The organism is thiotrophic endosymbiont of Bathymodiolus puteoserpentis (Logatchev) (genome assembly GCF_900127505.1).
Classification (GTDB): domain Bacteria; phylum Pseudomonadota; class Gammaproteobacteria; order PS1; family Pseudothioglobaceae; genus Thiodubiliella.
Window position 1 is genome coordinate 1 of record NZ_UEXF01000058.1, and the last position, 23,593, is coordinate 23,593.

A 23,593-nucleotide genomic window follows, 5' to 3' on the forward strand; every position below is an offset into this window, starting at 1 on the left:
GCCAGTCATGATAAAAATATTCACGACTCAAAAACCTTAAATGTTGCCATAAGCCATGCTAATAGCAACAGAAACAAACCCATCAAACAAGCGGTATGCGACCGAGGCTATGTTGGTGCAAAGGTAGTGCTCGGTGCAAACATCATTTTGCCTAAAAAAGCCCTTAAGCGAGACAATCGTTATCAACAAGACAAAAAGCGCAAACTGTGTAAAAGACGCGCAGCGATTGAGCCGATTATCGGACATCTTAAATCAGATTTTAGACTCTCTAGAAACCTACTCAAAGGGCAAGTTGGTGATGAGATTAATGTTTTAATGGCTGCCTGTGCTTGGAATTTGAGAAAATGGCTGGTGATAGCCACTATTTTTTTGTTTTGGCAAAAACTGGGCTTATTTTTTGTAAAATACCTAAGGTTTTTTGTGGTGCTGGATAAAAAGCAGTTTTGTTGATTTAGATGGTTGGAAAAATGGGTGGTTTTGGTTTGTTTGGAGTGGTTTTTAAGGGGCGACTAAGTATTTTTTAGATAATTTTTGCTTGCATTAGGGTGTGGGTATTGATAGCACCAACTACCTGATTATTTTCATCAACCACAGGCAGTGAATTCAGATTAAATTCATCCATCATTGCTACCGCTGCTATTGCAGGTTTATCGGCTGAGATGGATTTGTAGTTTTTGGTCATTACTTTGCCGATGGTTAGAGTTTGGATGTTGGAGTGAGTTTCTAGGACGCGGCGTAAGTCACCATCGGTGAAGATGCCTTTTAAGGTATTGTCATCGGTAATGAGTACCATACCTAGGGCTTTTTGGCTCATTACTATTAAGGCATTGAGTAGTTTGGTATCGCTATTTACGATGGGTATATCATTGCCAGTTTTCATAATACTGTTAACAAAAGTTAATAAGCGTCTGCCAAGTGCGCCACTAGGGTGAGAGCGGGCGAAATCATCTGGGCTAAAGCCTTTGTTATTTAGTAAACTGACTGCCAAAGCATCGCCCATGGCTAACGCCACTGTGGTGGATGAAGTTGGTGCTAAATTGTGTGGGCAAGCTTCTTTTTCCACGCCAACATCTAAATGTACATTACTGATCTTTGCAATAGAAGAATCTTTGTTGCCTGTCATGCTGATAATAGTAATACCGAGGCGTTTAATGACTGGGACAAGCGTCATAATTTCATCAGATTCGCCCGAATAAGAAATGCAAATAGCAATATCATTTTGCTCAATCATACCCAAATCACCGTGCCCTGCTTCAGCAGGATGTACTGCAAAAGCGGGTGTACCAGTAGAGGCAAAAGTGGCAGCAATCTTATTACCAATATGTCCTGATTTACCCATACCAATTAAAATAACCTTGCCTGTGCAGTTTTGAATAAGTGTACAAGCATCTACAAAACTTTGGTCAAGTTTCTCGGCTAGCTGAGTAAGGGCTTGTGCTTCGGTAAGAATAACTGACTTGGCAGAATTTAATAAATCATTTGGCATAGAGTAAGTGGGCATATTTAATTGATATAATGGTGAATTTTATCTAAGTTATATTGTAATGAGTAAGGAAAAAACTAAAATTTTATTTGTTTGTATGGGTAATATTTGTCGCTCACCAACTGCCGAAGGTGCTTTTCACTCGCAAATGCAAAAGTACGGCGTGCAAGATTTGTTTGAGATTGATTCAGCAGGAACACACGCCTATCATATTGGCGAGCAACCTGATTCTCGTTCCCAAGTTGCAGCGTATAAATACAATGTGGACTTATCTAGTCAGCGTGCTAGACAAGTGCATGAGTCGGATTTTTATCATTATGATTATATTTTTGCTATGGATGCTAGCAATTTAGTGGATTTACAAGATATTTGCCCATCAGAACATCAACACAAACTCGCTCTAATGCTTGACAACATTCCACAAAATAAGGGTAAAGGTGTGCCTGATCCATATTTTGAAGGGCGTTTTGATGATGTATTTGAGATGCTAAATCGTGCCAGTGGTTTTTTATTGGATAAGTTGGTAAAAAAAACATAAAACTTATTGACTAGAATAATCCAACACAGTATAATCCCGCTCTTTATTGCTCCAAAAAACCGAGAGTGATTAATATTAATGAAAATTATTTAGAGATTTTTGGAGAACAATATTTATGTCAACAGTTAATCAATTAGTGCGTAATCCACGCAAAAAGAAGATAACAAAAAGTGGTGTGCCGGCATTAGACAGCTGCCCACAAAAGCGAGGCGTATGTACTCGTGTCTATACCACAACACCTAAGAAGCCTAACTCGGCGCTAAGAAAAGTTGCCCGTGTTAGATTAACTAACGCTGCCGAAGTAACGACTTATATTGGTGGTGAAGGTCACAACCTACAAGAGCACTCAGTGATTTTGATTCGTGGTGGTCGTGTTAAAGATTTACCTGGTGTTCGTTACCATACCGTTCGTGGTGCATTAGATACTGTTGGTGTTGACGGCAGAATGCAAGGTCGTTCAAAATATGGCACTAAAAAACCAAAGAAATAAACTTATTTAAAACAAGAGAAATAGAACTATGAGAAGAAGATCCGCACCTAAAAGAGAAATCCTACCAGACCCGAAGTTTGGTGATTTAGTATTGGCTAAATTTGTCAACATTTTAATGTTAGATGGCAAAAAATCTGTAGCTGAGAAGATCGTTTATGATGCATTAGACACAATCGAGTCTAAGGGCAATGCCGAGCCAATTGAGACTTTCAAGCAAGCTTTAGATAATATTGGACCAGCAGTTGAGATTAAATCTCGTCGTGTTGGTGGTTCAACCTATCAAGTGCCTGTTGAAGTAAGGTCTGAGCGTAAAATTGCCTTGGCAATGCGTTGGATTATTGAAGCATCACGCAAGCGTGGTGAAAAAGGTATGAAATTAAGATTAGCAGGTGAGGTATTGGACGCAGTTCAAAACCGCGGTACTGCGTTTAAGAAAAAAGAAGATACACATAGAATGGCAGAAGCAAACAAAGCGTTTGCCCACTTCCGCTGGTAAATTTAAGGATTTAAGAAAATGGCAAGAAATCACCCCCTAAGTCGCTATCGTAATGTCGGTGTTATGGCACACATTGATGCTGGCAAGACAACCACCACTGAACGCGTGCTTTTGTACACAGGTCGTACTCACAAAATTGGTGAAGTACATGATGGTGGTGCAACCATGGACTGGATGGAGCAAGAGCAAGAGCGTGGTATTACCATTACTTCTGCAGCAACTACTTGTATGTGGAAAGGTATGGACGAGCAGTTTGAAGAGCACCGTATCAATATTATTGACACCCCAGGACACGTTGACTTTACCATTGAAGTTGAGCGTTCTCTTAAAGTATTAGATGGTGCATTGGCTTTATTTTGTGCAGTTGGCGGTGTAGAGCCTCAGTCTGAGACTGTTTGGCGCCAAGCCAATAAATACAATGTACCGAGAATTGGTTTTGTTAATAAAATGGACAGAGCGGGTGCTGATTTTTTGCGTGTTTGTGAGCAAATTAAAATTCGTCTAGGTGCAAATCCAGTGCCAATGCAAATTGCCATCGGTGCTGAAGAAGACTTTAAAGGTGTGGTTGATTTAATCACCATGAAAGCCATTTATTGGAATGAAGCAGACCAAGGCGCCACTTATGAAACTAAGGATATTCCAGCAGAGTTGCAAGATTTAGCAGATGAGAAGCGTGAATTTATGATTGAGTCTGCAGCCGAAGCCAATGATGAGTTAATGGAAAAATACTTGGAAGAAGGTGAATTGTCAGCTGATGAAATTAAAGAAGGTATTCGCTCTCAATGTATTGGTAATCATATTATTCCAATGTTTTGTGGTTCCGCTTTTAAAAACAAAGGTGTACAAGCAGCATTAGATGCAATCATTATGTACATGCCATCGCCGTTAGATGTGGACGCAATTGAAGGTGTTTTGGATGACAAAGATGAAACCAAAGCACCTAGAAAGGCTGACGATGATGAGCCATTTTCAGCGCTAGCATTTAAGATTGCAACTGACCCATTTGTGGGCACACTGACATTCTTCCGTGTCTATTCTGGCGTGTTAAAGGCAGGTGATTTTGTCTATAATTCGTCCAAGGGCAAGAAAGAGCGTATTGGTCGTATGGTGCAAATGCACTCAAACGAGCGTGACGAAATTAAAGAAGTGCGTGCTGGCGATATTGCGGCAGCGATTGGGCTTAAAGATGTAACCACGGGTGACACACTGTGTGACATGAAAGAGAAAATCGTGCTAGAAAGAATGGAATTCCCTGAGCCAGTTATCGCCTTAGCTGTTGAGCCTAAAACCAAAGTTGATCAGGAAAAAATGGGTATTGCATTAGGTAAACTCGCTGCTGAAGATCCATCATTTCGTGTTTCAAGTGACGAAGAGTCAGGACAAACCATTATTGCAGGTATGGGTGAGCTTCATTTGGATATTATTGTTGACCGTATGCGTCGTGAATTTGATGTTGAATGTAATGTTGGCGCACCACAAGTTGCCTACCGAGAGGCGATTACCACAATGGTTGAACATCAGCATAAATTTGCTAAACAATCGGGTGGTCGTGGTCAATACGGACATGTTTATCTACGCATTGAGCCGCAAGAGCCAGGTGCAGGTTATGAATTTGTTGACGAAATTAAAGGTGGCGTTATTCCTAAGGAATATGTACCTGCGGTTAACAAAGGTATTCAGGAGCAAATGGAAAACGGTGTCCTAGCAGGCTTCCCATTGGTTGATATGAAAGTGACTGTTTATGATGGTTCTTACCATGATGTTGACTCAAATGAAATGGCGTTTAAGATTGCTGCATCTAAGTGTTTGAGCGAAGGCGTTAGAATGGCTAATCCTCAACTACTTGAGCCAATGATGGCGGTTGAAATTGTTACTCCTGAAGAGTATATGGGTGATGTAATGGGCGATTTAAACAGGCGTCGTGGTCTAGTGGGTGCGATGGAAGACCTTCCTAATGGCAAACAGTTAAAAGCAGATGTTCCCTTAGCTGAAATGTTTGGTTATGCAAACGACCTGCGTTCTGCAACTCAAGGTCGTGCAAGCTACTCAATGGAATTCTCAAAGTACACCGCAGCACCGAAAAATGTTGCCGATGATGTCATCGAAAAATTAAACAAATAACACAAAGTATTCAGGAGTAATAATATGTCAAAAGAAAAATTCGAAAGAACCAAACCCCATGTAAATGTAGGCACAATTGGCCATGTTGACCATGGTAAAACAACGCTAACAGCAGCGATAACTAAAGTTATGGCTGAGGCTAACGGTGGTGAGTTCAACGACTATGCAGATATTGATAATGCACCTGAAGAAAGAGAACGCGGTATTACGATTTCAACAGCGCATGTAGAGTACGAGTCAGAGAATCGTCATTACGCTCATGTTGATTGCCCGGGTCATGCTGATTATGTTAAGAATATGATTACAGGTGCTGCGCAGATGGACGGTGCTATTATCGTTATTGCTGCAACGGATGGTCCAATGGCTCAAACGCGTGAGCACATTCTTTTGTCTAAGCAGGTAGGCGTACCTTATATTCTTGTTTACATGAACAAAGCCGATATGGTTGATGATGAAGAGTTAGTAGAATTAGTTGAGATGGAGATTCGTGAATTATTGACTGAGTATGATTTCCCAGGTGATGATACACCAGTTATTTTTGGTTCTGCACTTAAGGCGTTAGAGGGTGACACATCAGAGATTGGTGTACCTTCAATCTTTAAGTTGGTTGAAGCGCTAGATTCGTACATTCCAACCCCTAAACGCGATACAGATAAAACTTTTATTATGCCAATTGAAGATGTGTTCTCAATTTCAGGTCGTGGTACTGTTGTAACGGGTCGTATTGAAGCAGGTGTTGTTAATGTTAATGATGAAATTGAGATTGTTGGTATTAGAGATACGCAAACAACAATCTGTACAGGTGTTGAGATGTTCCGTAAGTTGTTGGATTCTGGTGAGGCTGGCGATAATGTCGGTGTTCTACTTCGCGGCACTAAACGAGAAGATGTGGAGCGTGGTCAAGTATTGGCTAAGCCTGGTTCTATTAAACCACATGCAAAGTTTGAGGCTGAGATTTATGTGTTAAGTAAGGATGAAGGTGGAAGACACACTCCATTCTTTAATAACTACCGTCCACAGTTCTACTTCAGAACAACGGATGTAACCGGTGCTTGTCAGTTGCCAAAAGATGTGGAGATGGTAATGCCAGGCGATAATGTCAAGATGGAAGTAGAGTTGTTGTCGCCAATCGCAATGGAAGATGGTTTGAGATTTGCTATTAGAGAAGGTGGACGCACGGTTGGTGCGGGCGTTGTCTCTAAGGTGACGGATTAAGGGTAATTTAGTTGCAGAAAGACCAAATATTATTGTATAATACTCGGTTTTTCGCTAAAAGACACAAGTCAATTATTAATAGGATTTATTAAAGATGAGTAATCAAAACATTAGAATTAAATTAAAGGCATTTGACCATCGTTTAATCGATAAGTCGGCTATTGAAATTGTAGATACTGCTAAGCGTACTGGTGCAAGTGTTAGAGGTCCAATCCCTTTACCAACAAAGAAAGAGCGTTTTACTGTATTGACTTCTCCGCATGTTAACAAGAAGGCGAGAGATCAGTATGAATTAAGAACATATGTTAGATTGATGGATGTTATTAGCCCAACTGATAAAACAGTTGATGCGTTAATGAAACTAGATTTGGCAGCAGGTGTTGATGTAGCGATTAAGCTTAATTAACAAATATAAGTTATAGGAATAGAATCATGGCAATTGGTTTAGTAGGACAAAAAATAGGAATGACGCGTATCTTGTCTGACGATGGTTCGTCAACTGCGGTAAGTGTTATTAAAGTTGAGTCTAATCGTGTTGTTCAAATAAGAACAATGGAAGTAGATGGTTATAGCGCTATACAAGTAACTACTGGGGCTAAAGTCAACAAGAAAGGCGAAGCAAAATTGCGTCGTGTTTCGTCAGCGACTAAAGGTCATTATGCTAAGGCTTCACAAGACATTGGTTTGGGTCTTTGGGAGTTTAGCGCAGATGCTAACGAGATTGCCGATAGCACAAGTTTTGATCTATCTATTTTTGGTGCAGGTCAATATGTTGATGTTACTGGGCAGTCTAAAGGTAAAGGTTTTCAAGGTGGTGTAAAGCGTCATAACTTTTCGATGCAAGATGCAACACATGGTAACTCAATTTCTCACAGAGCAATTGGTTCTACTGGTCAGTGTCAAGAGCCTGGTCGTGTATTTAAAGGTAAGAAAATGGCTGGTCACATGGGTGACGAGCAAGTGACTGAAGAATGTTTAGAGATTATTAGAGTTGATAGTGATAGAAATTTATTATTAGTTAAAGGTGCAATTCCTGGTTCTAAGAGTGGCTTTGTTAAAGTAAGATTGTCCGCCAAGAAAGACAAAGTGAACGCCGGTATCAGTAAGCAACTTCAAGAGCAAAAAGAAGCAGCGGCAAAAGAAGCAGAGAATGTAGCATCAACTAAAGATAACACTGCAGAAGAAACTAAGGCAAAAGAATAAGGTTTAAGATGAAATTAAAAGTATTAAACATAAGCACAAACAAATCTAGCTCTACTGAAGTTGCAGAGTCTGTTTTTGCAAGAGACTATAACCAATCATTGGTTCACCAAGTGACAACAGCGTATATGGCTACGGGTCGTCAAGGTTCTAAAGCACAAAAAAATCGTAGTGCTGTTAGCGGTGGCGGTAAGAAACCTTGGGCACAGAAAGGTACAGGCCGTGCTCGTGCTGGTACTTCTCGTGGCCCTATTTGGCGTTCAGGTGGCGTGACATTTGCTGCGCAACCAAGAAGCTACGCACAGAAAGTTAATAAGAAAATGTACAAAGGTGCAATTAGTGTTATCTTTTCTGAGTTGGCGCGTACTGAGCGTTTGAAAGTGGTTAAAACTTTTGATGTTAAAGATGCAAAAACAAAGAATATAACTGCATTGCTTAAAGCGTTAGATGTAAAAGATGCTTTATTAATGACAGATGAGTTAGATGAGAATCTATATCTTTCTTCACGCAATTTATACCATGTTGGTGTTTGTGATACACAAAGTATTGACCCAGTTAGTTTGATTGGTTATGAAAATGTTGTCATTACTGAAGCAGCATTAAAGAAAGTGGAAGGTATGCTATGAATCAAGAAAAAATATTAAAAACCTTATTGGCGCCAATTGTTTCTGAGAAGACATCATTGTTGTCAGCACAAAATCAATATGCATTTAAAGTGCGTGTTGATAGCAATAAGAAAGAAATTAAAGCAGCTATCGAATCACTATTTGGTGTTACAGTAGAAAATGTAACAACTTCTGTTGTGAAAGGCAAGAAGAAAGTATTTAAAGGTAAGATTGGTCGTCGTGTCAATTGGAAGAAGGCAATGGTAAAAGTGTCTGAAGGCCAAATGATTGATGTGACTGCATCTTAAAGAGAGAGATTATGGCACAAGTAATTAAAAGAAAACCAACCTCACCCGGCAGAAGATTTGTTGTTAGTGTTGTTGATAAAGACTTACATAATGGCGCACCTTATGCACCATTAACACAAAGTAAGAACAGAATTAGCGGTCGTAATAACCGAGGTAAGATTACAGTTCGTCATAAAGGTGGTGGACACAAGCGTCGTTACCGCGTTATTGATTTTAGACGCAACAAAGATGATATTACTGCAAAAGTTGAGCGTTTAGAATACGATCCAAATCGTAGCGCTAATATTGCTTTGGTTTTGTATGTAGACGGTGAGCGCAAATATATCATTGCACCAAACGGTTTGAAAGTAGGTGATGAGGTTGTTTCAGGTAGTAGTGTTGCTATTAAAGCAGGCAATGTAATGCCATGCGCAAACATCCCGTTAGGTAGTGTTATTCACTGTATTGAGCTTAAACCAGGCAAGGGTGCACAAATGGCGCGTAGTGCAGGCACCTCAGCGCAATTAATTGCAAAAGAAGGTACATATGTCACTTTAAGGTTGCGTTCTGGTGAAGTTCGTAAAGTTTTGGCAGAATGTCGTGCAACAATTGGTGAAGTATCCAAGAAAGAACACAGTTTAAGAAAATTAGGTAAAGCGGGTGCAACACGCTGGAGAGGTGTTAGGCCTACTGTTCGTGGTGTTGTAATGAATCCAGTTGATCACCCACATGGTGGTGGTGAAGGTAAAACTAGTGGTGGTCGTCACCCAGTTTCTCCTTGGGGTACACCAACTAAGGGTTATAAGACACGTAGTAACAAGCGTACTGATAAGCTTATCGTGCGTCGTAGAAATAAATAAGGGTAATTATGGCTAGATCATTAAGAAAGGGTCCATTTGTTGACGAGCATTTAATCAAGAAAGTATTAACAGCTCAAGAAAATAAGGATAGAAAACCAATTAAAACTTGGTCTAGGCGTTCGGTAATTGTGCCTGAAATGATTGGGTTAACAATCGCAGTGCACAATGGCAGAGCACATGTGCCAGTGTCAATTAACGAACAAATGATTGGTCATAAATTAGGTGAGTTTGCAGCAACTAGAACATTTGTTGCACATTCAGGCGACCGTAAAGCATAATACAAGGGTGATTGAGAAAATGAAAGAAGTTAAAGCAGTGCATAAATATGCAAAAACCTCAGCTTTTAAAGCGCGATTGGTAGCGGATCAAATTCGTTTAAAGTCGGTAGAAGAGGCACTCAATATTTTGTCGTTTAGCAATAAGAAAGCGTCAGTCCTTATTAAGAAGGTATTAAATTCAGCGATTTCAAATGCTGAGAACAATGATGGTTTGGATATTGATGAATTAAAAGTGAGTAGTGTTTATATTGATGAAGGCTCAACAATGAAAAGAATTCGTCCTAGAGCAAAAGGTAGAGCGAATCGTATTTTAAAAAGAACAAGCCATATTACAGTTGGCGTAAGTGCAGGATAAGGTATAAATTATGGGTCAAAAAGTAAATCCAAAAGGTATTAGATTAGGCATCGTTAAAGATTGGGATTCTAAGTGGTATGCGAATTCTCAAGATTATTCTAAGTACTTGTTATCTGATATTGAAGTTAGAGATTTTTTATTTGAGAAACTAAAATCTGCTTCTGTTAGTCGTGTCCAAATTGAACGCCTAGCAAACAATGCTAAAATAACTATTCATACCGCTCGTCCTGGCATTGTGATTGGTAAAAAAGGTGCTGATATTGAAGGGTTGAAATCTATTGTTAGTAAAATGATGGGTATGACAGCACATATCAATATTGAAGAAATTAAAAAGCCCGAGCTAGATTCGCGTCTAGTGGCCGAAAATATTGCACAGCAGTTAGAAAAGCGTGTGATGTATCGTCGTGCAGTTAAGCGTGTATTAGGTAATGCAACCCGTTTGGGCGCACAAGGGATTAAGATTATGGTTAGTGGTCGTTTAAATGGTGCGGAAATTGCACGCTCTGAATGGTATCGTGAAGGTCGTGTGCCATTACACACATTCAGAGCAGATATTGATTATGCACATTATGGTGCAAACACACAATATGGTGTGATTGGTATCAAAGTTTGGATTTTCAAAGGTGAAATTCTAGATCATAAGAAAGGCACATTAGATGAGGTTGCTCGTCGTGGTGCTACTAACCAAATCGCTAAGAAATAAAGGATTGACAAATGTTACAACCTAAACGTACAAAATTTAGAAAAATGATGAAAGGTCGCAACCGTGGCTTGGCAATTGGTCATAAGGTGAGCTTTGGTGAAATTGGCCTGCAAGCTGTAGGTAGATGTCGCATGACTGCAAGACAAATTGAAGCTGCTCGTAGAGCGATGACGCGTCATGTAAAGCGTCAGGGTAAGATTTGGATTCGTGTATTTCCAGACAAACCTATTACTAAGAAGCCATTAGAAGTGCGTATGGGTAAAGGTAAAGGTAGTGTTGAATATTGGGTTGCACAAATCAAGCCGGGTCAAATGTTGTTTGAAATGCAAGGTGTTGATGAGACAATTGCAAGAGAAGCATTCCAGCTTGCTGCGGCAAAATTACCAGTAAAGACAAAAGTTATTAAAAGGATGGCAATGTAATGGATGTAAAAGAATTAAGAGGGCAAGACGTCCCTGCACTTAACGACACTTTAATGGGTCTTCTAAAGGAGCACTTTGAGTTGCGTATGCAACATAAAAGTGCACAGTTAGATGATGGTTCAAAGTTGAGAAAAGTTAAAAGATCAATTGCACAAGTTAAAACTATTATTAAAGAGAAACAAGCATGAGCGAGAATAAAGTAGAACGCGTATTAACAGGTAAAGTTGTTAGCAGCAGTCGTGATAAAACTATTACCGTTATGATTGAGCGTAAAGTTCGTCATCCCATTTATAAGAAATATATTAAGCGTAGCACTAAGGTTCATGCGCATGATGAAAAAAATGAATGCAGTGTAGGCGACACAGTAAGAGTAGTAGAGGCGAAGCCGTTTTCTAAGACTAAGTGTTGGGCATTGTTAGAAGTCCTTGAGAAATCAGTGGCTGTTGATCACATAGCATAATTAAAAGAGAATAAGATATGATTCAAATGCAAACAAAACTTCATGTTGCTGATAACAGTGGCGGTGTTAAAGCAATGTGTATTAAAGTGTTAGGTGGCTCTAAGCGTCGCTATGCAAACATTGGCGATGTGATTAAAGTCAGTATTAAAGAAGCTGCACCGCGTGCTAAAGTAAAAAAAGGTGATGTGTATGACGCCGTTGTTGTTCGTACGGCACAAGGTGTTCGTCGTTCAGATGGTTCACGCATTCGTTTTGATAGCAATGCAGTTGTATTATTAAACACAAAACTTGAGCCAGTAGGTACACGCATCTTCGGACCTGTGACTCGTGAATTGCGTAGTGCAAAATTTATGAAAATTGTTTCACTAGCGCCAGAGGTATTGTAATGAATAAGATCAAAGTAAAAGATGAAGTAATTTTGATTGCTGGTAAGGACAAAGGCTCTATAGGTACAGTAACAAAAATCACTGATAATAAAGTTGTAGTTGAGGGCTTAAATCTTGCTAAGAAGCATGTTAAGTCAAACCCAAATGCTGGCGTAACAGGTGGTATTATTGATACAGAAATGCCAGTGGCAGTTTCAAATGTAGCAATCTACAATGCGAAAACAAAAAAAGCAGACAGGGTTGGGTTACGCACTGACAAAGATGGCAATAAAGAAAGATTTTTTAAATCAAACGGCGATTCAATCGTTTGAGACAGTTAAAGGAAAAAAACCGTGGCTAGATTACAAGAACAATATAGAAAAGAAATTTTACCTGCTTTACAAAAAGAGTTAAATCAGAAAAATCCAATGGCAGTGCCTAAGATTGAAAAGATTACTATTAATATGGGTCTGGGTAGTGCATTAGGTGATAAGAAAATTTTGCAAAATGCAGTAGACGAGATGAGCTTAATTGCTGGTCAAAAACCAATAACATGTATAGCGCGTAAATCAGTAGCGAGTTTCAAGTTAAGAGAAGGTAGTGCAATTGGTTGTAAAGTAACACTTCGCAAGGAAAAGATGTATGAATTTTTAGACCGTTTGGTTAATATCGCGATTCCCCGTATTCGTGATTTCCGTGGTTTGAATGAGAAGTCATTTGATGGTCGTGGTAATTACAACATGGGTTTAACTGAGCAAATCGTTTTTCCAGAAATTGATTTTGAAAAAGTAACAAGAGTGCGTGGTATGGATATCGCTATCACCACCACTGCACAAAATGATGATGACGCTAAGAAACTATTGGCAATGTTTAACTTCCCATTTAAAGGACAAGAAAATGGCTAAAAAGTCTATGATAAATAGAGACATCAAGCGCACTAAAGTGGTTGAAAAATACCGCACTAAACGCCTTGAGTTAAAGAAAATTATTAAGAGTGTAAATTCTTCTGATGAAGAGCGCTTTCAAGCAACGATTAAGTTGCAAGCGTTACCGCGTGATGCTTCACCGACAAGACAACGCTCTCGTTGTGGTTTGACGGGTCGTCCGCATGGTTTTTACCGTAAGTTTGGTTTGGCTAGAATCAAATTGAGAGAGCGCACTATGAACGGTGAAGTGCCTGGTTTATCTAAAGCAAGTTGGTAGGAGGTTGTTGATATGAGTATGTCTGATCCAGTTGCTGATATGTTGACTCGCATTCGTAATGCGCACATGGTTGAAAAGAAAGAAGTCAACATCCCAGCGTCAAATTTAAAATCTGCTATTGCAAGTGTGATGCAGCAAGAAGGTTATATTGAATCATTTAGTGTGGTAGGTGAAAAAGCCACTAAAACCTTGACGCTTAAGTTGAAGTATTATGATGACAAACCCGTTATTGATTCATTAAAAAGAATTTCAAAACCAAGTTTGCGTGTGTATGTCAAAAGTACTGAGATGCCAAGTGTCATGAATGGCTTGGGTATCGTTATTGTTTCAACACCTAAAGGTGTAATGACTGGACAAAATGCAGCAACCCAGAATGTGGGTGGTGAAGTTTTGTGTAGCATTTCTTAAAGGAGTTATAAGATGTCTAGAGTTGCAAAAGCACCAATCGAAATTCCAGCTGGCGTTGAAGTTTCAATAAATAGTTCTACAATGGCAGTTAAAGGTAAATTAGGTCAAATGGAAATGGAAATCCATCCATCAGTTGTTATCGCTAATGCAGAAAATGTTTTGACATTTAATGTTGCTAAAACTGATAAAAAAGAGGAGAAGAGAGCATGGGCACAAGCAGGCACTGCAAGAGCGAATACTGCTAACTTGATTAAAGGTGTTGTAGAAGGTTGGGAAAAAAAATTAACCCTTATCGGTGTTGGTTACCGTGCAAAGGCAACGGGTAAAGCCTTAGATTTAACACTAGGTTTTTCTCATCCAGTTCAGTATAACTTGCCAGAAGGCGTTACTGCTGAGACACCTTCACAAACTGAAATTGTTGTGAAAGGTATGGATAAGCAAAAAGTAGGTCAGGTGGCTGCTGAGATTCGTGCCTATCGTCCGCCAGAGCCTTATAAAGGTAAAGGTGTGCGTTACACTGATGAATATGTGGTTCGTAAAGAAGCGAAAAAGAAATAGAGCGAAATAATTAAGGTAATAGTATGAAACTTTCAAAAAAACAAGCTCGTTTAAGAAGAGCAACTAAATTTAGAGCTAAGCACGCAGAGAGAGGTATTGAGCGTTTATGCGTTTATAAGACATCTCAGCATATTTATGCACAAATCATTAGCGCCTGTGGCACTAAGACTTTGGTCAGTGCATCTAGCTTGAAAGAAAAGAATGGCGGTAATGTGGCAGCAGCAACTAAGATTGGCGCTGAGATTGCCAAAGCAGCAAAGAAAGTAAAAGTAACGAAAATTGCTTTTGATCGTTCTGGTTTTAAATACCATGGTCGTGTGAAAGCATTAGCTGAAGCAGCACGAGATGGCGGTTTAAACTTTTAATAAAAAATTATAAAAATAGGCGTAAAAGATGGCAGATTTTAGAAAAAATAATAAAGATGATGACGGTTTCATTGAGAAGTTGGTTAACATTCGTCGTGTTGTAAAAGTAGTTAAAGGTGGCCGTATTTTTGGCTTCTCTGCATTGGTTGTTGTTGGTGACGGCAATGGTAAAGTAGGTTATGGCACGGGTAAAGCGCGTGAAGTGCCTGCCGCTATCCAAAAAGCAATGGATAAGGCAAGAAAAGCCATGAAAAGTGTTCCATTAAAAGACGGCACACTTTATTACTCTATCACTTCAAATGTCGGCGCTGCTAAAGTTTATATGCAGCCTGCATCAGAAGGTACAGGTGTTATTGCTGGTGGCCCAATGCGTAGTGTATTGGAAGCAGTTGGTGTGCATAATATCTTGGCGAAATGTAACGGTACGCGTAATCCTATTAGTGTTGTTCGCGCAACGATTGAAGGTTTAACATCAATGTCATCCCCACAATCAGTGGCCAGCAAGCGCGGTAAAACTGTTGAAGAGATTAGGGGAGAAATATAATGGCTGAAGAGAAAAAAGTGGCAACTAAGAAGCCTACTACTAAAAAAGTAGCAGCAAAGAAAAACACGGTAAGTGTGACATTAGTCAAGAGTTTTTATGGTCGTCTTCCATCACATCGTGCAACGATAACAGGCCTTGGTTTAAAGCGTATTAATCACACAGTAGAATTACTTGATACGCCTGAAGTGAGAGGTATGATTAATAAGGTTTCTTATCTACTTAAAGTAGAGGATTAAGATTATGGATATTATGCAATTAAATACATTGGCACCTGCAGAAGGTGAAAAAAGAACTAGAAAGCGCGTTGGTCGTGGTATTGGCAGTGGTTTTGGCAAAACTTGTGGTCGTGGTCATAAGGGTCAGAAAGCTCGTTCAGGTGGTTTTACTAAAATCGGTTTTGAAGGTGGTCAAATGCCCCTTCAGCGTCGCCTTCCTAAGGTTGGCTTTTCATCGCGTGTTTCGATTATTACCTCTCAAGTGACTTTATCTGAGATTGATAAGTTAGAGGAAAAAGAAATCACGGTTGATGTGTTAAAGAAACACAACTTGGTGACTAAGAATATTAAGCGCGTTAAGGTAATGCTTTCTGGTGAGATTAATAGAGCGGTGACATTAACAGGTATCAAGGCAACTAAAGGCGCAAAAGTAGCCATTGAAGCTGCCAAAGGAACGGTTAACGAGTAACAAGATGAGTCAACCGCCCCTACTTTCCCAAGATTTATCAAAGCGCATTCTCTTTTTATTGGGTGCGTTAATTGTTTTTAGACTGGGTACACATATTACCATTCCGTTTATTTCGCCAACTGCGCTAGCTTCATTAGTGCAAGACCAGCAGGGTACGATTTTGGATATGTTTAATATGTTTTCTGGTGGCGCACTAGAAAGGTTGTCTATTTTTACCTTGGGCATTATGCCTTATATTTCAGCATCAATTATCATACAGTTGATGACATCGGTAGTGCCAAAGTTTGAACAACTTAAGAAAGAAGGAGAGAGCGGTAAGCGTAAGATTACGCAATATACGCGTTTGGGTACTGTCGTTTTGGCGGTGTTTCAATCTTACGGTATTTCAATTGCCTTGCAATCTCAAAGTGCTGGTGATGTGGCATTGGTAACAAGCACTGGCTTCACTTTTAGCTTGGTAACAGTGATAACATTAACGACAGGCACATTATTTTTGATGTGGCTGGGTGAGCAAATTACAGAAAAAGGTATTGGTAATGGTATCTCAATGATTATTTTTGCTGGTATTGTTTCAGGTTTGCCATCGGCAATAGGCTCAACATTGTCGTTGGTCTCTACAGGTGAATTGGCGGTTATTTTTGTTGTTATATTGTTAGCAATGACTTTGTTAGTGACTGCTTTTGTGGTGTTTATGGAGCGTGGACAACGCCGTATTACTGTGAATTACGCCAAGCGTCAGCAAGGCCGTAAAATGGTTGGTGGTCAAAGTTCGTACTTACCACTTAAAATCAATATGGCTGGCGTGATTCCACCAATTTTTGCCTCTTCGATTATTTTATTTCCAGCAACATTGGGTGGCTGGTTTTCGCAATCAGAAGGGATGGGTTGGTTGGCCGATTTAACTGCAGGCATTTCTCCGGGTCAGCCGTTATATGTATTGTTTTATGGGTTGGCGATTGTGTTTTTTACATTTTTCTACACAGCGCTAACTTTTGATCCAAAAGACACTGCAGATAGTCTGCGTAAGTCTGGTGGTTTTATTCCAGGTATTCGTCCGGGTAAGAACTCAGCAGATTATATTGACTCTGTTATGTCGCGTTTAACAGCCTCAGGTGCACTCTACATTGCCGCAGTTTGTTTGTTGCCAGAGTTTTTGATTTTGTATTGGAATGTGCCGTTTTATTTTGGCGGCACTAGTTTATTAATTATCGTTGTTGTGGTGATGGACTTCATTACACAAGCGCAATCACATTTAATGTCTAATCAGTATGAGTCATTAATGAAAAAATCAGGTTTAAATTAGAAGGGTAGTATTATGAAAGTAAGAGCGTCAGTTAAAAAGATTTGTAACAATTGTAAAATTATTAAGCGCCATGGTGTGGTGCGTGTAATTTGTAAAGAACCTAGACACAAGCAAAGACAAGGTTAATTGACATTGACATTGCATAGCTAGCAAAGTATAATTGTTCGTTTTGCAAATTTTAAAGTCGTGAATTCAAATAAGAGAAAAACGAACATTCATGATTGATTTTATAGAAATAAAGGATATATAGATGGCTAGAATAGCGGGAATAAATATTCCAACACATAAACATATTGTTATTGGCTTACAGTCAATTTTTGGTATTGGTGATACACGCGCAAAAGCAATTTGTAGCGAACTTAAATTAGACCCAGCAACAAAAGTATCAGATTTAGCTGAAGACCAGTTGGAATTAATTCGTAGTGCAGTTGCGAAGTTTGAAGTTGAAGGCGACCTTCGTCGTCAAATCGCAATGGATATTAAACGCTTGAGGGATTTAGGTTGTTATCGTGGTATCCGTCATAGAAAATCATTACCACTTCGTGGTCAAAGAACTAAAACAAATGCTAGAACTCGTAAGGGTCCTCGTCGTTTAATTAAATAATCATAGGTAGATATTATGGCTAAAGCACCAACAAAGAAAAAATCAAAAAAAGTCGTTACTGACGGTATTGCGCATATTCATGCAACATTTAACAACACCATCGTTATGATTACAGACCGTCATGGTAATGCAGTTTGCTGGGCAACTTCAGGTGGCTCTGGTTTTAGAGGTTCAAGAAAATCAACGCCATTTGCAGCACAAGTAGCAGCTGGCAATTGCGGTGAAAAAGCATTGGCTTTTGGCATGAAGAACTTAGATGTTCGCGTTAAAGGCCCCGGTCCTGGTAGAGATTCAGCCATTCGTGGTTTAAATGCACAGGGCTTAAAAATTCAATCAATTACAGATGTAACGCCAATCCCTCACAATGGTTGTCGTCCTTCTAAAAAACGCAGAGTATAAGGATAAATTATGGCTAGATATACTGGACCTACTTGTAAATTAGCCCGTCGCGAAGGCACGGACTTGTTTCTAAAAAGTGGCATTAGATCGTTAGATTCTAAATGTAAAGTTACACAATTACCTGGTATGCACGGTGCAACTGCCCGTCAACAAAAAGGTACTGAGTATGGTTTACAATTGCGTGAAAAGCAAAAAGTTAGGCGTATTTATGGTATTTTAGAAAAGCAATTCCGTTCATACTATAAAAAAGCATCTCAAAAGAAAGGTTCAACAGGTGAAAACCTATTGTCTTTATTAGAGTGTCGTCTTGATAATGTTGTTTATCGTATGGGTTTTGGCTCTACGCGCGCTGAAGCGAGACAATTGGTTTCTCACAAGGCTATCTTGGTTAATGGTTTGGCGGTTAATATTCCTTCTTACCAAGTTGGTGCTAATGATGAAATTTCTATTAGAGAAAAAGCAAAAAAACAAAGCCGTATTCAATTAGCAATGGAATTAGCTGAGCAAGGTGACTTGCCAGAATGGGTTGAAGTTGATAGTAAAGCACTAAAAGGTGTATTTAAGAATGTTCCTGCGCGTGATGACTTGTCATCTGATATTGCAGAGCATTTAATTGTTGAATTGTATTCAAAATAAAGGACATATTATGCAAGGAAATGCAAGAGATTTTTTAAAGCCAAAGTTGGTTGAATCAAAAGAAACAGCGAATAACGAGTATAGAGTTATTCTTGAGCCTTTAGAAAAAGGCTTTGGTCATACACTGGGTAATGCGTTAAGAAGAACATTGTTGTCTTCTGTTTCAGGTTCTGCAATCACAGAAGTAGCGATTGACGGTGTGATGCACGAATTTTCAACTATTGAAGGTGTTCAAGAGGATGTATTAGACATCTTGTTAAACCTTAAAGAAGTTTCAGTTGCGCTAAACACTTCTGATTCAGCAGAAGTTGTTATTGATAAGAAAGGTCCTTGTGAAATCACAGTAGCTGATATTGAAGCAAACGCAACAGATGTTTCAGTGTTCAACAAAGACAAAGTGATTGCAACAATAAATGCAGGTGGTCATATGCGACTAACGCTTAAGATCAGCACAGGTATTGGCTATGACGCAGCAGTTGCGCGTGACGATGAAGCCTCAACAATTGGTGGTATGCAACTAGATGCAAGCTTTTCACCAATTAAGCGTGTGAGTTTCACAGTTGACGCAGCGCGTGTTAATCAAAAAGTTAACCTTGATAAATTAAACATTGTAATGGAAACAAATGGTTCGGTTAATGCTGAAGAAGCTATTAAGCGTGCAGCAACAATCTTACAAGACCAATTGTCTTCATTTGTTGAATTAGAATTGGTTGAAGAAGAAGAGACATTGCCAACTTCAGATGATTTTGACCCGCAATTATTAACAGCAGTAGATGAGTTGGAATTAACGGTTCGTAGTGCAAACTGTTTGAAAGCTGAGCAAATCTACTACATTGGTGATTTAATTGAGAAGTCTGAGCAAGATTTATTGAGAACACCTAACTTAGGTCGTAAGTCGTTGAACGAAATTAAAGAAGCATTAACTGAGAAGGGCCTAAATTTAGGCACAGCCATTGAGAACTGGCCACCAGTTGATTTAATGAGTGAATAAGGAAATATCATGAGACATAGAAAGTCAGGTAGACAACTAAACCGTAATTCTTCTCATCGTAAGGCGATGTTTAAGAATATGGCAAATTCATTGTTTGAGCACGAGACAATCAGAACAACTTTGCCAAAAGCAAAAGAGCTTCGTCGTATTGTTGAGCCGTTAATTACCAAAGCTAAAACAGACAGCGTTGCTAATCGTCGTAATGCATTTTCAAAATTACGCGATGATGCTTCAGTGGCTAAATTATTCACCCAGTTAGGTCCATTCTACAAAGATCGCCCTGGTGGTTACATCCGTATTCTTAAAGCTGGTTTTCGTACTGGTGATAAAGCGCCAATGGCGATTGTTCAATTAGTTGATTTCGATGGCACACCTGCTGACGATTCTACAGATTCATAAAGGAAAAAACTATGCCTTCAATTAAAGTAAGAGAGAACGAACCTTTTGATATTGCACTTAGACGCTTTCGTCGTACTTGTGATAGAGCTGGTGTTATTACAGATGTTCGTAAGAAAGAATTTTACGAGAAGCCAACATGGGTTAACAAGCGTATGAAAGCAGCAGCAGTCAAACGCACCCATAAAGAAATGGCCAAGAATCGTATCCATCGCAAGAGAATGTATTAAAGTAATATTATTTGATAATTCATATACAATAATAAAATCTCAGTCTTTACTGAGATTTTTTAATTCAGGAGTAGCTCAACAATGTCAGAACTAAAACAACGCATTACCGAAGATATGAAATCAGCAATGAGAGCCAAAGATAAAGAGAGGCTAAAGGCTATTCGTATGATTTTAGGCGCTATTAAGCAAAGAGAAGTTGATGAGCGTATCGAGCTTGTTGATGAGCAAGTATTAGCCGTCATCCAGAAAATGGTTAAGCAACGCAAAGATTCTATTTCACAATTCAAAGAAGCGGGCCGCACTGACCTTATCGAAATTGAAGAAGCAGAGTTAGTTGTTATCAACAACTATATGCCTGCACAACTTTCAGAAAATGACATAAGTAAAGTTGTTGATAAAGCAATTGCTGATTCTGGCGCGTCTTCTATGCAAGATATGGGCAAGTTAATGGGATTACTCAAGGGCCAGCTTGCAGGTAAGGCTGATATGGGTGTTGTCTCTAGTATCATTCGTTCTAAATTTTCTTAAAAAGAATCTTATATGAAGTTCGTATTAATTTTATTATTTATCAGTAATTTTGTATTTGCACAGGTTGTGCCAAATTATGCTAAAGAAAAACGCTGGGCATCACAAGTAGAAGATGGTTTGATGGATGGTGATGTAGTTTGGCTAAGTGCTAACAAACAACCATTTATGTCGCTTTATACCCCTAGTGAAACTAATACTAAGCGTGCAGCGTTGATTGTCCATGGTTTAGGAGTGCACCCTGATTGGGCGCAAGTCATTCAACCTTTGCGTGTTGCACTTAGTGAAAAAGGCTGGCATACCTTGTCTGTTCAAATGCCAGTATTGGCAAATGATAAAGAAGCAGTTGAATATATCACTTTACTAACTCAAGCTGACAATCGCATTAAATCTGCCATTAATTATTTACAGCAACAAGGGTTAAATGCAGATGCAATTGTATCTCATAGTTTGGGCAGTGTAATGAGTGCGCATTATTTAGACAATCAGCAACACCCAATCAAATATTTTGTTGCTATTGGGATGCCAGATTTAGCAGTTAAATATTTGGGTAAAATTCGCATCCCAATGCTAGATTTATATGGCGTGGATGATATTGAAGTCGTGCTTAAATCTGTTAAAGAGCGAGCGCAAGCCGCTAAAGAAAATAAATATTACACACAAAAAAAAGTGGATGCCGATCATTTTTTTAATGATAAGGATGCCTTGTTGATTGATGAGGTTAGCACCTGGTTGAAATAGCGTTATTATTACTGTTGGGTGCGTTTTCTGGTTTTATTGCTGGACTGTTTGGTGTGGGTGGCGGTTTGATTATCGTGCCAGCATTGTTGTATGTGTTGGCATTTGAGGTTCAAGAAGTGGTGTTAATGCATACAGCGATTGGCACTGCACTGGCAGTGATTGTTTTTACCTCTATATCCAGCGTTTGGGCGCACCATCGCCATGGCGCTATTCATTGGCAATATTTCATAAAACTCACCCCTACTATTTTATTAGGCGCTTTTAGCGGAGCGATTATTGCTCAATATTTGAGTTTTGATTTCTTGCGAATTTTCTTTGCAATCTTTGAAATAATGGTTGCAATGATAATGTGGTTTAGCATTAGCACTTCTGGATATGCAGATAATTTAAACAGATGGGTTTGGCTAATAACAGGCTATATTATCGGATTGGTTTCAGCTATAGTTGGTATTGGTGGTGGTACAATGACCACGCCATTTTTAACTTACAATAAGGTTGATATTAAAAACGCTATTGCCACTTCAGCGGCTGTGGGTATGCCGATTGCGATTGTAGGCAGTGTGGGTTTTATCATAATTGGTACTGGAGTTGAAGGCACTACTAGTGGATTAGGGTTTATCCATATAAAAGCATTGCTCAGTATTGTTATGACTAGTATTTTTTTTGCACCACTTGGTGCTAAGGTTGCACATAATATTAATGGCAAGAGATTAAAAAAAGGCTTTGCCTTATTTTTGCTCTTATTAGGTGTGTTTGTTTTAAGTTTCTAGCGTTATAATTTGGCGATGATTTTGTTAAAAATATCATTAAAACCACCGTTGGACATAACGACAAAATGTCCTTGTTGGATGCGGCCGAGTTCGGCAACAATGTCCTCAACACAGACAAATAAACTATCTTTGCTGAATAAGGCATTAATATCCCAATCTTGATTTTCTGGTTTTAGAATTAATATTTGATTGGCTTCACTTAGAGCGTCAACTAAACTTTGTTGATGCACGCCAGATTTCATTGTGTTAGAGCGCAGTTCTAAAATTGCAACGATGTTTTTATTGCCGACTTTGGCACGCAAACCACTAAGTGTGGTTTGAATAGCGGTTGGGTGATGAGCAAAATCATCATATAGCGTGATATTATCGGTTTGGTATTTGATTTCTAAACGACGCTTCACCCCTTGGAATGTATTCAGTGCCTCGCAAGCAGTTTTAATTGTCACGCCAATATGGTGTGCAGCATAAATAGCACAAAGTCCATTTTGCATATTGTGCTCACCCAACAGATTCCAGTCAACTGTGTTATTTTCAACATCAAAGGTAGTGCCAATATCACTGATTTCCAATTTGGAAGTTGGTAGGGTTTGTTGTTCTGAGTATAGTCCCATTTCAATGACTTGTTCAATCGCTGATACATTTTGTGGATGGACAATGAGTCCATCATTTGGTATGGTGCGAAGCAGATGATGGAATTGTTTTTGAATGTCTTTGAGAGAATCAAAGATATCAGCGTGATCAAACTCAAGATTATTAATCACCAAAGTTTTAGGACGGTAATGCACAAACTTTGAGCGTTTGTCAAAAAAGGCAGTGTCATATTCATCGGCTTCAATCACAAAGAAGTCAGAGTCAGTCAGTCGTGATGACACACCAAAGCCTTCAACCACACCACCGATTAAGAAATTTGGGTTGTAGCCTGTGATTTCTAAAATCCAAGCCAACATACTGGCAGTGGTAGTTTTTCCATGCGTACCACTAATAGCAAGCACCCATTTGTCGCGTAATACATTTTCACTAAGCCACTGCGCCCCTGAAGTGTAGGTGTATTGTTTGTTTAAAATTTCTTCCACACATTCATTGCCACGCGATAAGGCATTGCCAACAATATAGACATCAGCCTTGGGTAAGTCTTTAGCGTGATAGCCCTGTGTGTAACTGACACTTTGTTTATCAAGCTGAGTGCTCATTGGTGGGTAAACACCTTGGTCTTGTCCAGTAACACTGTGTCCAAGTTGTTTGGCAATTAAGGCGAGTGAGCCCATAAAAGTGCCAGCGACACCTAAAATATGAATGTGCATTTACTTAGTGAGGGCTATTGTTCTTTAAATAAGGTCATTCGTGTATTATATGTTTAT

At 39.2% G+C, this 23,593-nt stretch carries 40 protein-coding genes; 38 read left to right on the forward strand and 2 right to left on the reverse strand.

The features are described from left to right. A partial coding sequence (locus tag BHECKSOX2_RS07285; RefSeq protein WP_139682054.1) for a transposase occupies nt 1-450 on the forward strand: 450 nt, incomplete at its 5' end. Between the two features lie 70 nt (nt 451-520). Here BHECKSOX2_RS07285 and BHECKSOX2_RS07290 read toward each other — a convergent pair. Next, entirely contained in the window at nt 521-1,501 is a 981-nt protein-coding gene (locus BHECKSOX2_RS07290) for a KpsF/GutQ family sugar-phosphate isomerase (protein ID WP_180323651.1), read from the reverse strand. A 43-nt stretch (nt 1,502-1,544) separates the two neighbouring features. Between BHECKSOX2_RS07290 and BHECKSOX2_RS07295 the strand changes: the two genes are divergently transcribed. From BHECKSOX2_RS07295 to BHECKSOX2_RS07475, 37 genes are all read left to right on the forward strand, one after another. Then, the gene (locus tag BHECKSOX2_RS07295; RefSeq protein ID WP_090715659.1) at nt 1,545-2,021 is read left to right on the forward strand and encodes a low molecular weight protein-tyrosine-phosphatase; all 477 of its coding nucleotides are present in this window, start codon (nt 1,545-1,547) and stop codon (nt 2,019-2,021) included. A 115-nt stretch (nt 2,022-2,136) separates the two neighbouring features. Continuing rightward, on the forward strand, nt 2,137-2,511 hold the full coding sequence (gene rpsL, locus BHECKSOX2_RS07300) for a 30S ribosomal protein S12 (protein ID WP_090715656.1): 375 nt from the start codon (nt 2,137-2,139) through the stop codon (nt 2,509-2,511). A 28-nt stretch (nt 2,512-2,539) separates the two neighbouring features. Next, nucleotides 2,540-3,007, forward strand: a complete 468-nt coding sequence (gene rpsG / locus BHECKSOX2_RS07305) for a 30S ribosomal protein S7 (protein WP_010646273.1) — start codon at nt 2,540-2,542, stop codon at nt 3,005-3,007. A gap of 18 nt (nt 3,008-3,025) precedes the next feature. Further along, on the forward strand, nt 3,026-5,128 hold the full coding sequence (fusA, locus tag BHECKSOX2_RS07310; protein WP_139682597.1) for an elongation factor G: 2,103 nt from the start codon (nt 3,026-3,028) through the stop codon (nt 5,126-5,128). Nucleotides 5,129-5,152: 24 nt separating this feature from the next. Beyond that, the gene (tuf, locus tag BHECKSOX2_RS07315) at nt 5,153-6,343 is read left to right on the forward strand and encodes an elongation factor Tu (RefSeq protein WP_139682596.1); all 1,191 of its coding nucleotides are present in this window, start codon (nt 5,153-5,155) and stop codon (nt 6,341-6,343) included. Between the two features lie 94 nt (nt 6,344-6,437). Then, nucleotides 6,438-6,749 (forward strand): 30S ribosomal protein S10, encoded by a 312-nt coding sequence (gene rpsJ, locus BHECKSOX2_RS07320; RefSeq protein ID WP_010646263.1) that lies wholly within the window; start codon nt 6,438-6,440, stop codon nt 6,747-6,749. 26 nt (nt 6,750-6,775) lie between these two features. Then, the gene (gene rplC, locus BHECKSOX2_RS07325; protein WP_139683061.1) at nt 6,776-7,546 is read left to right on the forward strand and encodes a 50S ribosomal protein L3; all 771 of its coding nucleotides are present in this window, start codon (nt 6,776-6,778) and stop codon (nt 7,544-7,546) included. An 8-nt stretch (nt 7,547-7,554) separates the two neighbouring features. Further along, nucleotides 7,555-8,169 carry a 50S ribosomal protein L4 gene (rplD, locus tag BHECKSOX2_RS07330; protein ID WP_090716798.1) on the forward strand — a complete coding sequence of 205 codons (615 nt, stop codon included), beginning with the start codon at nt 7,555-7,557 and terminating at the stop codon, nt 8,167-8,169. Then, nucleotides 8,166-8,456, forward strand: a complete 291-nt coding sequence (rplW, locus tag BHECKSOX2_RS07335) for a 50S ribosomal protein L23 (protein WP_090716800.1) — start codon at nt 8,166-8,168, stop codon at nt 8,454-8,456. The genes rplD and rplW overlap by 4 nt, the downstream gene beginning before the upstream one ends. An 11-nt stretch (nt 8,457-8,467) precedes the next feature. After that, on the forward strand, nt 8,468-9,295 hold the full coding sequence (gene rplB, locus BHECKSOX2_RS07340; protein ID WP_139683062.1) for a 50S ribosomal protein L2: 828 nt from the start codon (nt 8,468-8,470) through the stop codon (nt 9,293-9,295). A gap of 8 nt (nt 9,296-9,303) precedes the next feature. Further along, nucleotides 9,304-9,573: a 30S ribosomal protein S19 gene (gene rpsS / locus BHECKSOX2_RS07345; protein WP_010646258.1), complete on the forward strand. Its 270-nt coding sequence runs from the start codon at nt 9,304-9,306 to the stop codon at nt 9,571-9,573. A 19-nt stretch (nt 9,574-9,592) separates the two neighbouring features. Next, the gene (gene rplV / locus BHECKSOX2_RS07350; RefSeq protein ID WP_139683063.1) at nt 9,593-9,928 is read left to right on the forward strand and encodes a 50S ribosomal protein L22; all 336 of its coding nucleotides are present in this window, start codon (nt 9,593-9,595) and stop codon (nt 9,926-9,928) included. A gap of 10 nt (nt 9,929-9,938) precedes the next feature. Continuing rightward, a complete protein-coding gene (gene rpsC / locus BHECKSOX2_RS07355; RefSeq protein ID WP_139683064.1) occupies nt 9,939-10,631 on the forward strand; it encodes a 30S ribosomal protein S3 in 693 nt (230 codons plus the stop codon). A gap of 11 nt (nt 10,632-10,642) precedes the next feature. Next, nucleotides 10,643-11,053, forward strand: coding sequence for a 50S ribosomal protein L16 (gene rplP / locus BHECKSOX2_RS07360; RefSeq protein WP_139683065.1), 411 nt, complete (start codon nt 10,643-10,645; stop codon nt 11,051-11,053). Beyond that, nucleotides 11,053-11,241 (forward strand): 50S ribosomal protein L29, encoded by a 189-nt coding sequence (gene rpmC, locus BHECKSOX2_RS07365; protein WP_139683066.1) that lies wholly within the window; start codon nt 11,053-11,055, stop codon nt 11,239-11,241. The genes rplP and rpmC overlap by 1 nt, the downstream gene beginning before the upstream one ends. Further along, on the forward strand, nt 11,238-11,513 hold the full coding sequence (gene rpsQ, locus BHECKSOX2_RS07370; protein WP_139683067.1) for a 30S ribosomal protein S17: 276 nt from the start codon (nt 11,238-11,240) through the stop codon (nt 11,511-11,513). Before rpmC ends, rpsQ begins: the two co-directional genes overlap by 4 nt. Nucleotides 11,514-11,530: 17 nt before the next feature. Beyond that, the gene (rplN, locus tag BHECKSOX2_RS07375; protein ID WP_090716822.1) at nt 11,531-11,899 is read left to right on the forward strand and encodes a 50S ribosomal protein L14; all 369 of its coding nucleotides are present in this window, start codon (nt 11,531-11,533) and stop codon (nt 11,897-11,899) included. Then, entirely contained in the window at nt 11,899-12,210 is a 312-nt protein-coding gene (rplX, locus tag BHECKSOX2_RS07380; RefSeq protein WP_139683068.1) for a 50S ribosomal protein L24, read from the forward strand. The genes rplN and rplX overlap by 1 nt, the downstream gene beginning before the upstream one ends. A 21-nt stretch (nt 12,211-12,231) precedes the next feature. After that, nucleotides 12,232-12,783: a 50S ribosomal protein L5 gene (rplE, locus tag BHECKSOX2_RS07385; RefSeq protein WP_090716828.1), complete on the forward strand. Its 552-nt coding sequence runs from the start codon at nt 12,232-12,234 to the stop codon at nt 12,781-12,783. Further along, entirely contained in the window at nt 12,776-13,081 is a 306-nt protein-coding gene (gene rpsN / locus BHECKSOX2_RS07390) for a 30S ribosomal protein S14 (RefSeq protein ID WP_010646248.1), read from the forward strand. Before rplE ends, rpsN begins: the two co-directional genes overlap by 8 nt. Before the next feature lie 12 nt (nt 13,082-13,093). Then, entirely contained in the window at nt 13,094-13,489 is a 396-nt protein-coding gene (rpsH, locus tag BHECKSOX2_RS07395) for a 30S ribosomal protein S8 (protein WP_090716831.1), read from the forward strand. A gap of 12 nt (nt 13,490-13,501) precedes the next feature. Next, a complete protein-coding gene (rplF, locus tag BHECKSOX2_RS07400) occupies nt 13,502-14,047 on the forward strand; it encodes a 50S ribosomal protein L6 (protein ID WP_139683069.1) in 546 nt (181 codons plus the stop codon). 23 nt (nt 14,048-14,070) lie between these two features. Next, on the forward strand, nt 14,071-14,412 hold the full coding sequence (gene rplR / locus BHECKSOX2_RS07405; protein WP_139683070.1) for a 50S ribosomal protein L18: 342 nt from the start codon (nt 14,071-14,073) through the stop codon (nt 14,410-14,412). A gap of 28 nt (nt 14,413-14,440) precedes the next feature. After that, nucleotides 14,441-14,956 (forward strand): 30S ribosomal protein S5, encoded by a 516-nt coding sequence (gene rpsE / locus BHECKSOX2_RS07410; protein WP_090716838.1) that lies wholly within the window; start codon nt 14,441-14,443, stop codon nt 14,954-14,956. Beyond that, nucleotides 14,956-15,192 carry a 50S ribosomal protein L30 gene (gene rpmD / locus BHECKSOX2_RS07415; RefSeq protein WP_090716840.1) on the forward strand — a complete coding sequence of 79 codons (237 nt, stop codon included), beginning with the start codon at nt 14,956-14,958 and terminating at the stop codon, nt 15,190-15,192. Before rpsE ends, rpmD begins: the two co-directional genes overlap by 1 nt. Before the next feature lie 13 nt (nt 15,193-15,205). Continuing rightward, entirely contained in the window at nt 15,206-15,640 is a 435-nt protein-coding gene (gene rplO / locus BHECKSOX2_RS07420) for a 50S ribosomal protein L15 (protein ID WP_139683120.1), read from the forward strand. A 4-nt stretch (nt 15,641-15,644) separates the two neighbouring features. Then, on the forward strand, nt 15,645-16,943 hold the full coding sequence (secY, locus tag BHECKSOX2_RS07425; protein WP_139683071.1) for a preprotein translocase subunit SecY: 1,299 nt from the start codon (nt 15,645-15,647) through the stop codon (nt 16,941-16,943). A gap of 12 nt (nt 16,944-16,955) precedes the next feature. Then, on the forward strand, nt 16,956-17,069 hold the full coding sequence (gene rpmJ, locus BHECKSOX2_RS07430; protein WP_010646235.1) for a 50S ribosomal protein L36: 114 nt from the start codon (nt 16,956-16,958) through the stop codon (nt 17,067-17,069). A 124-nt stretch (nt 17,070-17,193) separates the two neighbouring features. After that, nucleotides 17,194-17,547: a 30S ribosomal protein S13 gene (gene rpsM, locus BHECKSOX2_RS07435; RefSeq protein ID WP_139683072.1), complete on the forward strand. Its 354-nt coding sequence runs from the start codon at nt 17,194-17,196 to the stop codon at nt 17,545-17,547. 15 nt (nt 17,548-17,562) lie between these two features. Beyond that, on the forward strand, nt 17,563-17,946 hold the full coding sequence (gene rpsK, locus BHECKSOX2_RS07440; RefSeq protein ID WP_090716850.1) for a 30S ribosomal protein S11: 384 nt from the start codon (nt 17,563-17,565) through the stop codon (nt 17,944-17,946). Between the two features lie 9 nt (nt 17,947-17,955). Further along, nucleotides 17,956-18,582 carry a 30S ribosomal protein S4 gene (rpsD, locus tag BHECKSOX2_RS07445; protein WP_090716854.1) on the forward strand — a complete coding sequence of 209 codons (627 nt, stop codon included), beginning with the start codon at nt 17,956-17,958 and terminating at the stop codon, nt 18,580-18,582. A gap of 10 nt (nt 18,583-18,592) precedes the next feature. Then, nucleotides 18,593-19,573 carry a DNA-directed RNA polymerase subunit alpha gene (locus BHECKSOX2_RS07450; RefSeq protein WP_139683073.1) on the forward strand — a complete coding sequence of 327 codons (981 nt, stop codon included), beginning with the start codon at nt 18,593-18,595 and terminating at the stop codon, nt 19,571-19,573. A gap of 9 nt (nt 19,574-19,582) precedes the next feature. Further along, nucleotides 19,583-19,972, forward strand: coding sequence for a 50S ribosomal protein L17 (gene rplQ / locus BHECKSOX2_RS07455; protein ID WP_139683074.1), 390 nt, complete (start codon nt 19,583-19,585; stop codon nt 19,970-19,972). An 11-nt stretch (nt 19,973-19,983) separates the two neighbouring features. Further along, complete coding sequence (gene rpsU / locus BHECKSOX2_RS07460) at nt 19,984-20,199, forward strand: 30S ribosomal protein S21 (RefSeq protein ID WP_010646224.1); 216 nt, start codon at nt 19,984-19,986, stop codon at nt 20,197-20,199. 81 nt (nt 20,200-20,280) lie between these two features. Then, nucleotides 20,281-20,727 carry a GatB/YqeY domain-containing protein gene (locus BHECKSOX2_RS07465; protein ID WP_090716859.1) on the forward strand — a complete coding sequence of 149 codons (447 nt, stop codon included), beginning with the start codon at nt 20,281-20,283 and terminating at the stop codon, nt 20,725-20,727. Between the two features lie 12 nt (nt 20,728-20,739). Continuing rightward, nucleotides 20,740-21,465 carry a DUF3530 family protein gene (locus tag BHECKSOX2_RS07470; RefSeq protein ID WP_139683075.1) on the forward strand — a complete coding sequence of 242 codons (726 nt, stop codon included), beginning with the start codon at nt 20,740-20,742 and terminating at the stop codon, nt 21,463-21,465. 14 nt (nt 21,466-21,479) lie between these two features. Further along, on the forward strand, nt 21,480-22,235 hold the full coding sequence (locus BHECKSOX2_RS07475) for a sulfite exporter TauE/SafE family protein (protein ID WP_245391353.1): 756 nt from the start codon (nt 21,480-21,482) through the stop codon (nt 22,233-22,235). Between the two features lie 2 nt (nt 22,236-22,237). On the opposite strand, the gene mpl is transcribed toward BHECKSOX2_RS07475, so the two are convergent. After that, nucleotides 22,238-23,536, reverse strand: coding sequence for a UDP-N-acetylmuramate:L-alanyl-gamma-D-glutamyl-meso-diaminopimelate ligase (gene mpl / locus BHECKSOX2_RS07480; RefSeq protein ID WP_139683077.1), 1,299 nt, complete (start codon nt 23,534-23,536; stop codon nt 22,238-22,240). Between the last annotated feature and the right edge of the window lie 57 nt (nt 23,537-23,593).

Excerpts from the sequence above, each read along its gene's own strand:
- BHECKSOX2_RS07290 (WP_180323651.1), bottom strand. The coding sequence starts at position 1,501 with ATGCCCACTTACTCTATGCCAAATGATTTATTAAATTCTGCCAAGTCA.
- BHECKSOX2_RS07295 (WP_090715659.1), top strand. The coding sequence starts at position 1,545 with ATGAGTAAGGAAAAAACTAAAATTTTATTTGTTTGTATGGGTAATATT.
- rpsL (WP_090715656.1), top strand. The coding sequence starts at position 2,137 with ATGTCAACAGTTAATCAATTAGTGCGTAATCCACGCAAAAAGAAGATA.
- rpsG (WP_010646273.1), top strand. The coding sequence starts at position 2,540 with ATGAGAAGAAGATCCGCACCTAAAAGAGAAATCCTACCAGACCCGAAG.
- fusA (WP_139682597.1), top strand. The coding sequence starts at position 3,026 with ATGGCAAGAAATCACCCCCTAAGTCGCTATCGTAATGTCGGTGTTATG.
- tuf (WP_139682596.1), top strand. The coding sequence starts at position 5,153 with ATGTCAAAAGAAAAATTCGAAAGAACCAAACCCCATGTAAATGTAGGC.
- rpsJ (WP_010646263.1), top strand. The coding sequence starts at position 6,438 with ATGAGTAATCAAAACATTAGAATTAAATTAAAGGCATTTGACCATCGT.
- rplC (WP_139683061.1), top strand. The coding sequence starts at position 6,776 with ATGGCAATTGGTTTAGTAGGACAAAAAATAGGAATGACGCGTATCTTG.
- rplD (WP_090716798.1), top strand. The coding sequence starts at position 7,555 with ATGAAATTAAAAGTATTAAACATAAGCACAAACAAATCTAGCTCTACT.
- rplW (WP_090716800.1), top strand. The coding sequence starts at position 8,166 with ATGAATCAAGAAAAAATATTAAAAACCTTATTGGCGCCAATTGTTTCT.
- rplB (WP_139683062.1), top strand. The coding sequence starts at position 8,468 with ATGGCACAAGTAATTAAAAGAAAACCAACCTCACCCGGCAGAAGATTT.
- rpsS (WP_010646258.1), top strand. The coding sequence starts at position 9,304 with ATGGCTAGATCATTAAGAAAGGGTCCATTTGTTGACGAGCATTTAATC.
- rplV (WP_139683063.1), top strand. The coding sequence starts at position 9,593 with ATGAAAGAAGTTAAAGCAGTGCATAAATATGCAAAAACCTCAGCTTTT.
- rpsC (WP_139683064.1), top strand. The coding sequence starts at position 9,939 with ATGGGTCAAAAAGTAAATCCAAAAGGTATTAGATTAGGCATCGTTAAA.
- rplP (WP_139683065.1), top strand. The coding sequence starts at position 10,643 with ATGTTACAACCTAAACGTACAAAATTTAGAAAAATGATGAAAGGTCGC.
- rpmC (WP_139683066.1), top strand. The coding sequence starts at position 11,053 with ATGGATGTAAAAGAATTAAGAGGGCAAGACGTCCCTGCACTTAACGAC.
- rpsQ (WP_139683067.1), top strand. The coding sequence starts at position 11,238 with ATGAGCGAGAATAAAGTAGAACGCGTATTAACAGGTAAAGTTGTTAGC.
- rplN (WP_090716822.1), top strand. The coding sequence starts at position 11,531 with ATGATTCAAATGCAAACAAAACTTCATGTTGCTGATAACAGTGGCGGT.
- rplX (WP_139683068.1), top strand. The coding sequence starts at position 11,899 with ATGAATAAGATCAAAGTAAAAGATGAAGTAATTTTGATTGCTGGTAAG.
- rpsN (WP_010646248.1), top strand. The coding sequence starts at position 12,776 with ATGGCTAAAAAGTCTATGATAAATAGAGACATCAAGCGCACTAAAGTG.
- rpsH (WP_090716831.1), top strand. The coding sequence starts at position 13,094 with ATGAGTATGTCTGATCCAGTTGCTGATATGTTGACTCGCATTCGTAAT.
- rplF (WP_139683069.1), top strand. The coding sequence starts at position 13,502 with ATGTCTAGAGTTGCAAAAGCACCAATCGAAATTCCAGCTGGCGTTGAA.
- rplR (WP_139683070.1), top strand. The coding sequence starts at position 14,071 with ATGAAACTTTCAAAAAAACAAGCTCGTTTAAGAAGAGCAACTAAATTT.
- rpsE (WP_090716838.1), top strand. The coding sequence starts at position 14,441 with ATGGCAGATTTTAGAAAAAATAATAAAGATGATGACGGTTTCATTGAG.
- rpmD (WP_090716840.1), top strand. The coding sequence starts at position 14,956 with ATGGCTGAAGAGAAAAAAGTGGCAACTAAGAAGCCTACTACTAAAAAA.
- rplO (WP_139683120.1), top strand. The coding sequence starts at position 15,206 with ATGCAATTAAATACATTGGCACCTGCAGAAGGTGAAAAAAGAACTAGA.
- secY (WP_139683071.1), top strand. The coding sequence starts at position 15,645 with ATGAGTCAACCGCCCCTACTTTCCCAAGATTTATCAAAGCGCATTCTC.
- rpmJ (WP_010646235.1), top strand. The coding sequence starts at position 16,956 with ATGAAAGTAAGAGCGTCAGTTAAAAAGATTTGTAACAATTGTAAAATT.
- rpsM (WP_139683072.1), top strand. The coding sequence starts at position 17,194 with ATGGCTAGAATAGCGGGAATAAATATTCCAACACATAAACATATTGTT.
- rpsK (WP_090716850.1), top strand. The coding sequence starts at position 17,563 with ATGGCTAAAGCACCAACAAAGAAAAAATCAAAAAAAGTCGTTACTGAC.
- rpsD (WP_090716854.1), top strand. The coding sequence starts at position 17,956 with ATGGCTAGATATACTGGACCTACTTGTAAATTAGCCCGTCGCGAAGGC.
- BHECKSOX2_RS07450 (WP_139683073.1), top strand. The coding sequence starts at position 18,593 with ATGCAAGGAAATGCAAGAGATTTTTTAAAGCCAAAGTTGGTTGAATCA.
- rplQ (WP_139683074.1), top strand. The coding sequence starts at position 19,583 with ATGAGACATAGAAAGTCAGGTAGACAACTAAACCGTAATTCTTCTCAT.
- rpsU (WP_010646224.1), top strand. The coding sequence starts at position 19,984 with ATGCCTTCAATTAAAGTAAGAGAGAACGAACCTTTTGATATTGCACTT.
- BHECKSOX2_RS07465 (WP_090716859.1), top strand. The coding sequence starts at position 20,281 with ATGTCAGAACTAAAACAACGCATTACCGAAGATATGAAATCAGCAATG.
- BHECKSOX2_RS07470 (WP_139683075.1), top strand. The coding sequence starts at position 20,740 with ATGAAGTTCGTATTAATTTTATTATTTATCAGTAATTTTGTATTTGCA.
- mpl (WP_139683077.1), bottom strand. The coding sequence starts at position 23,536 with ATGCACATTCATATTTTAGGTGTCGCTGGCACTTTTATGGGCTCACTC.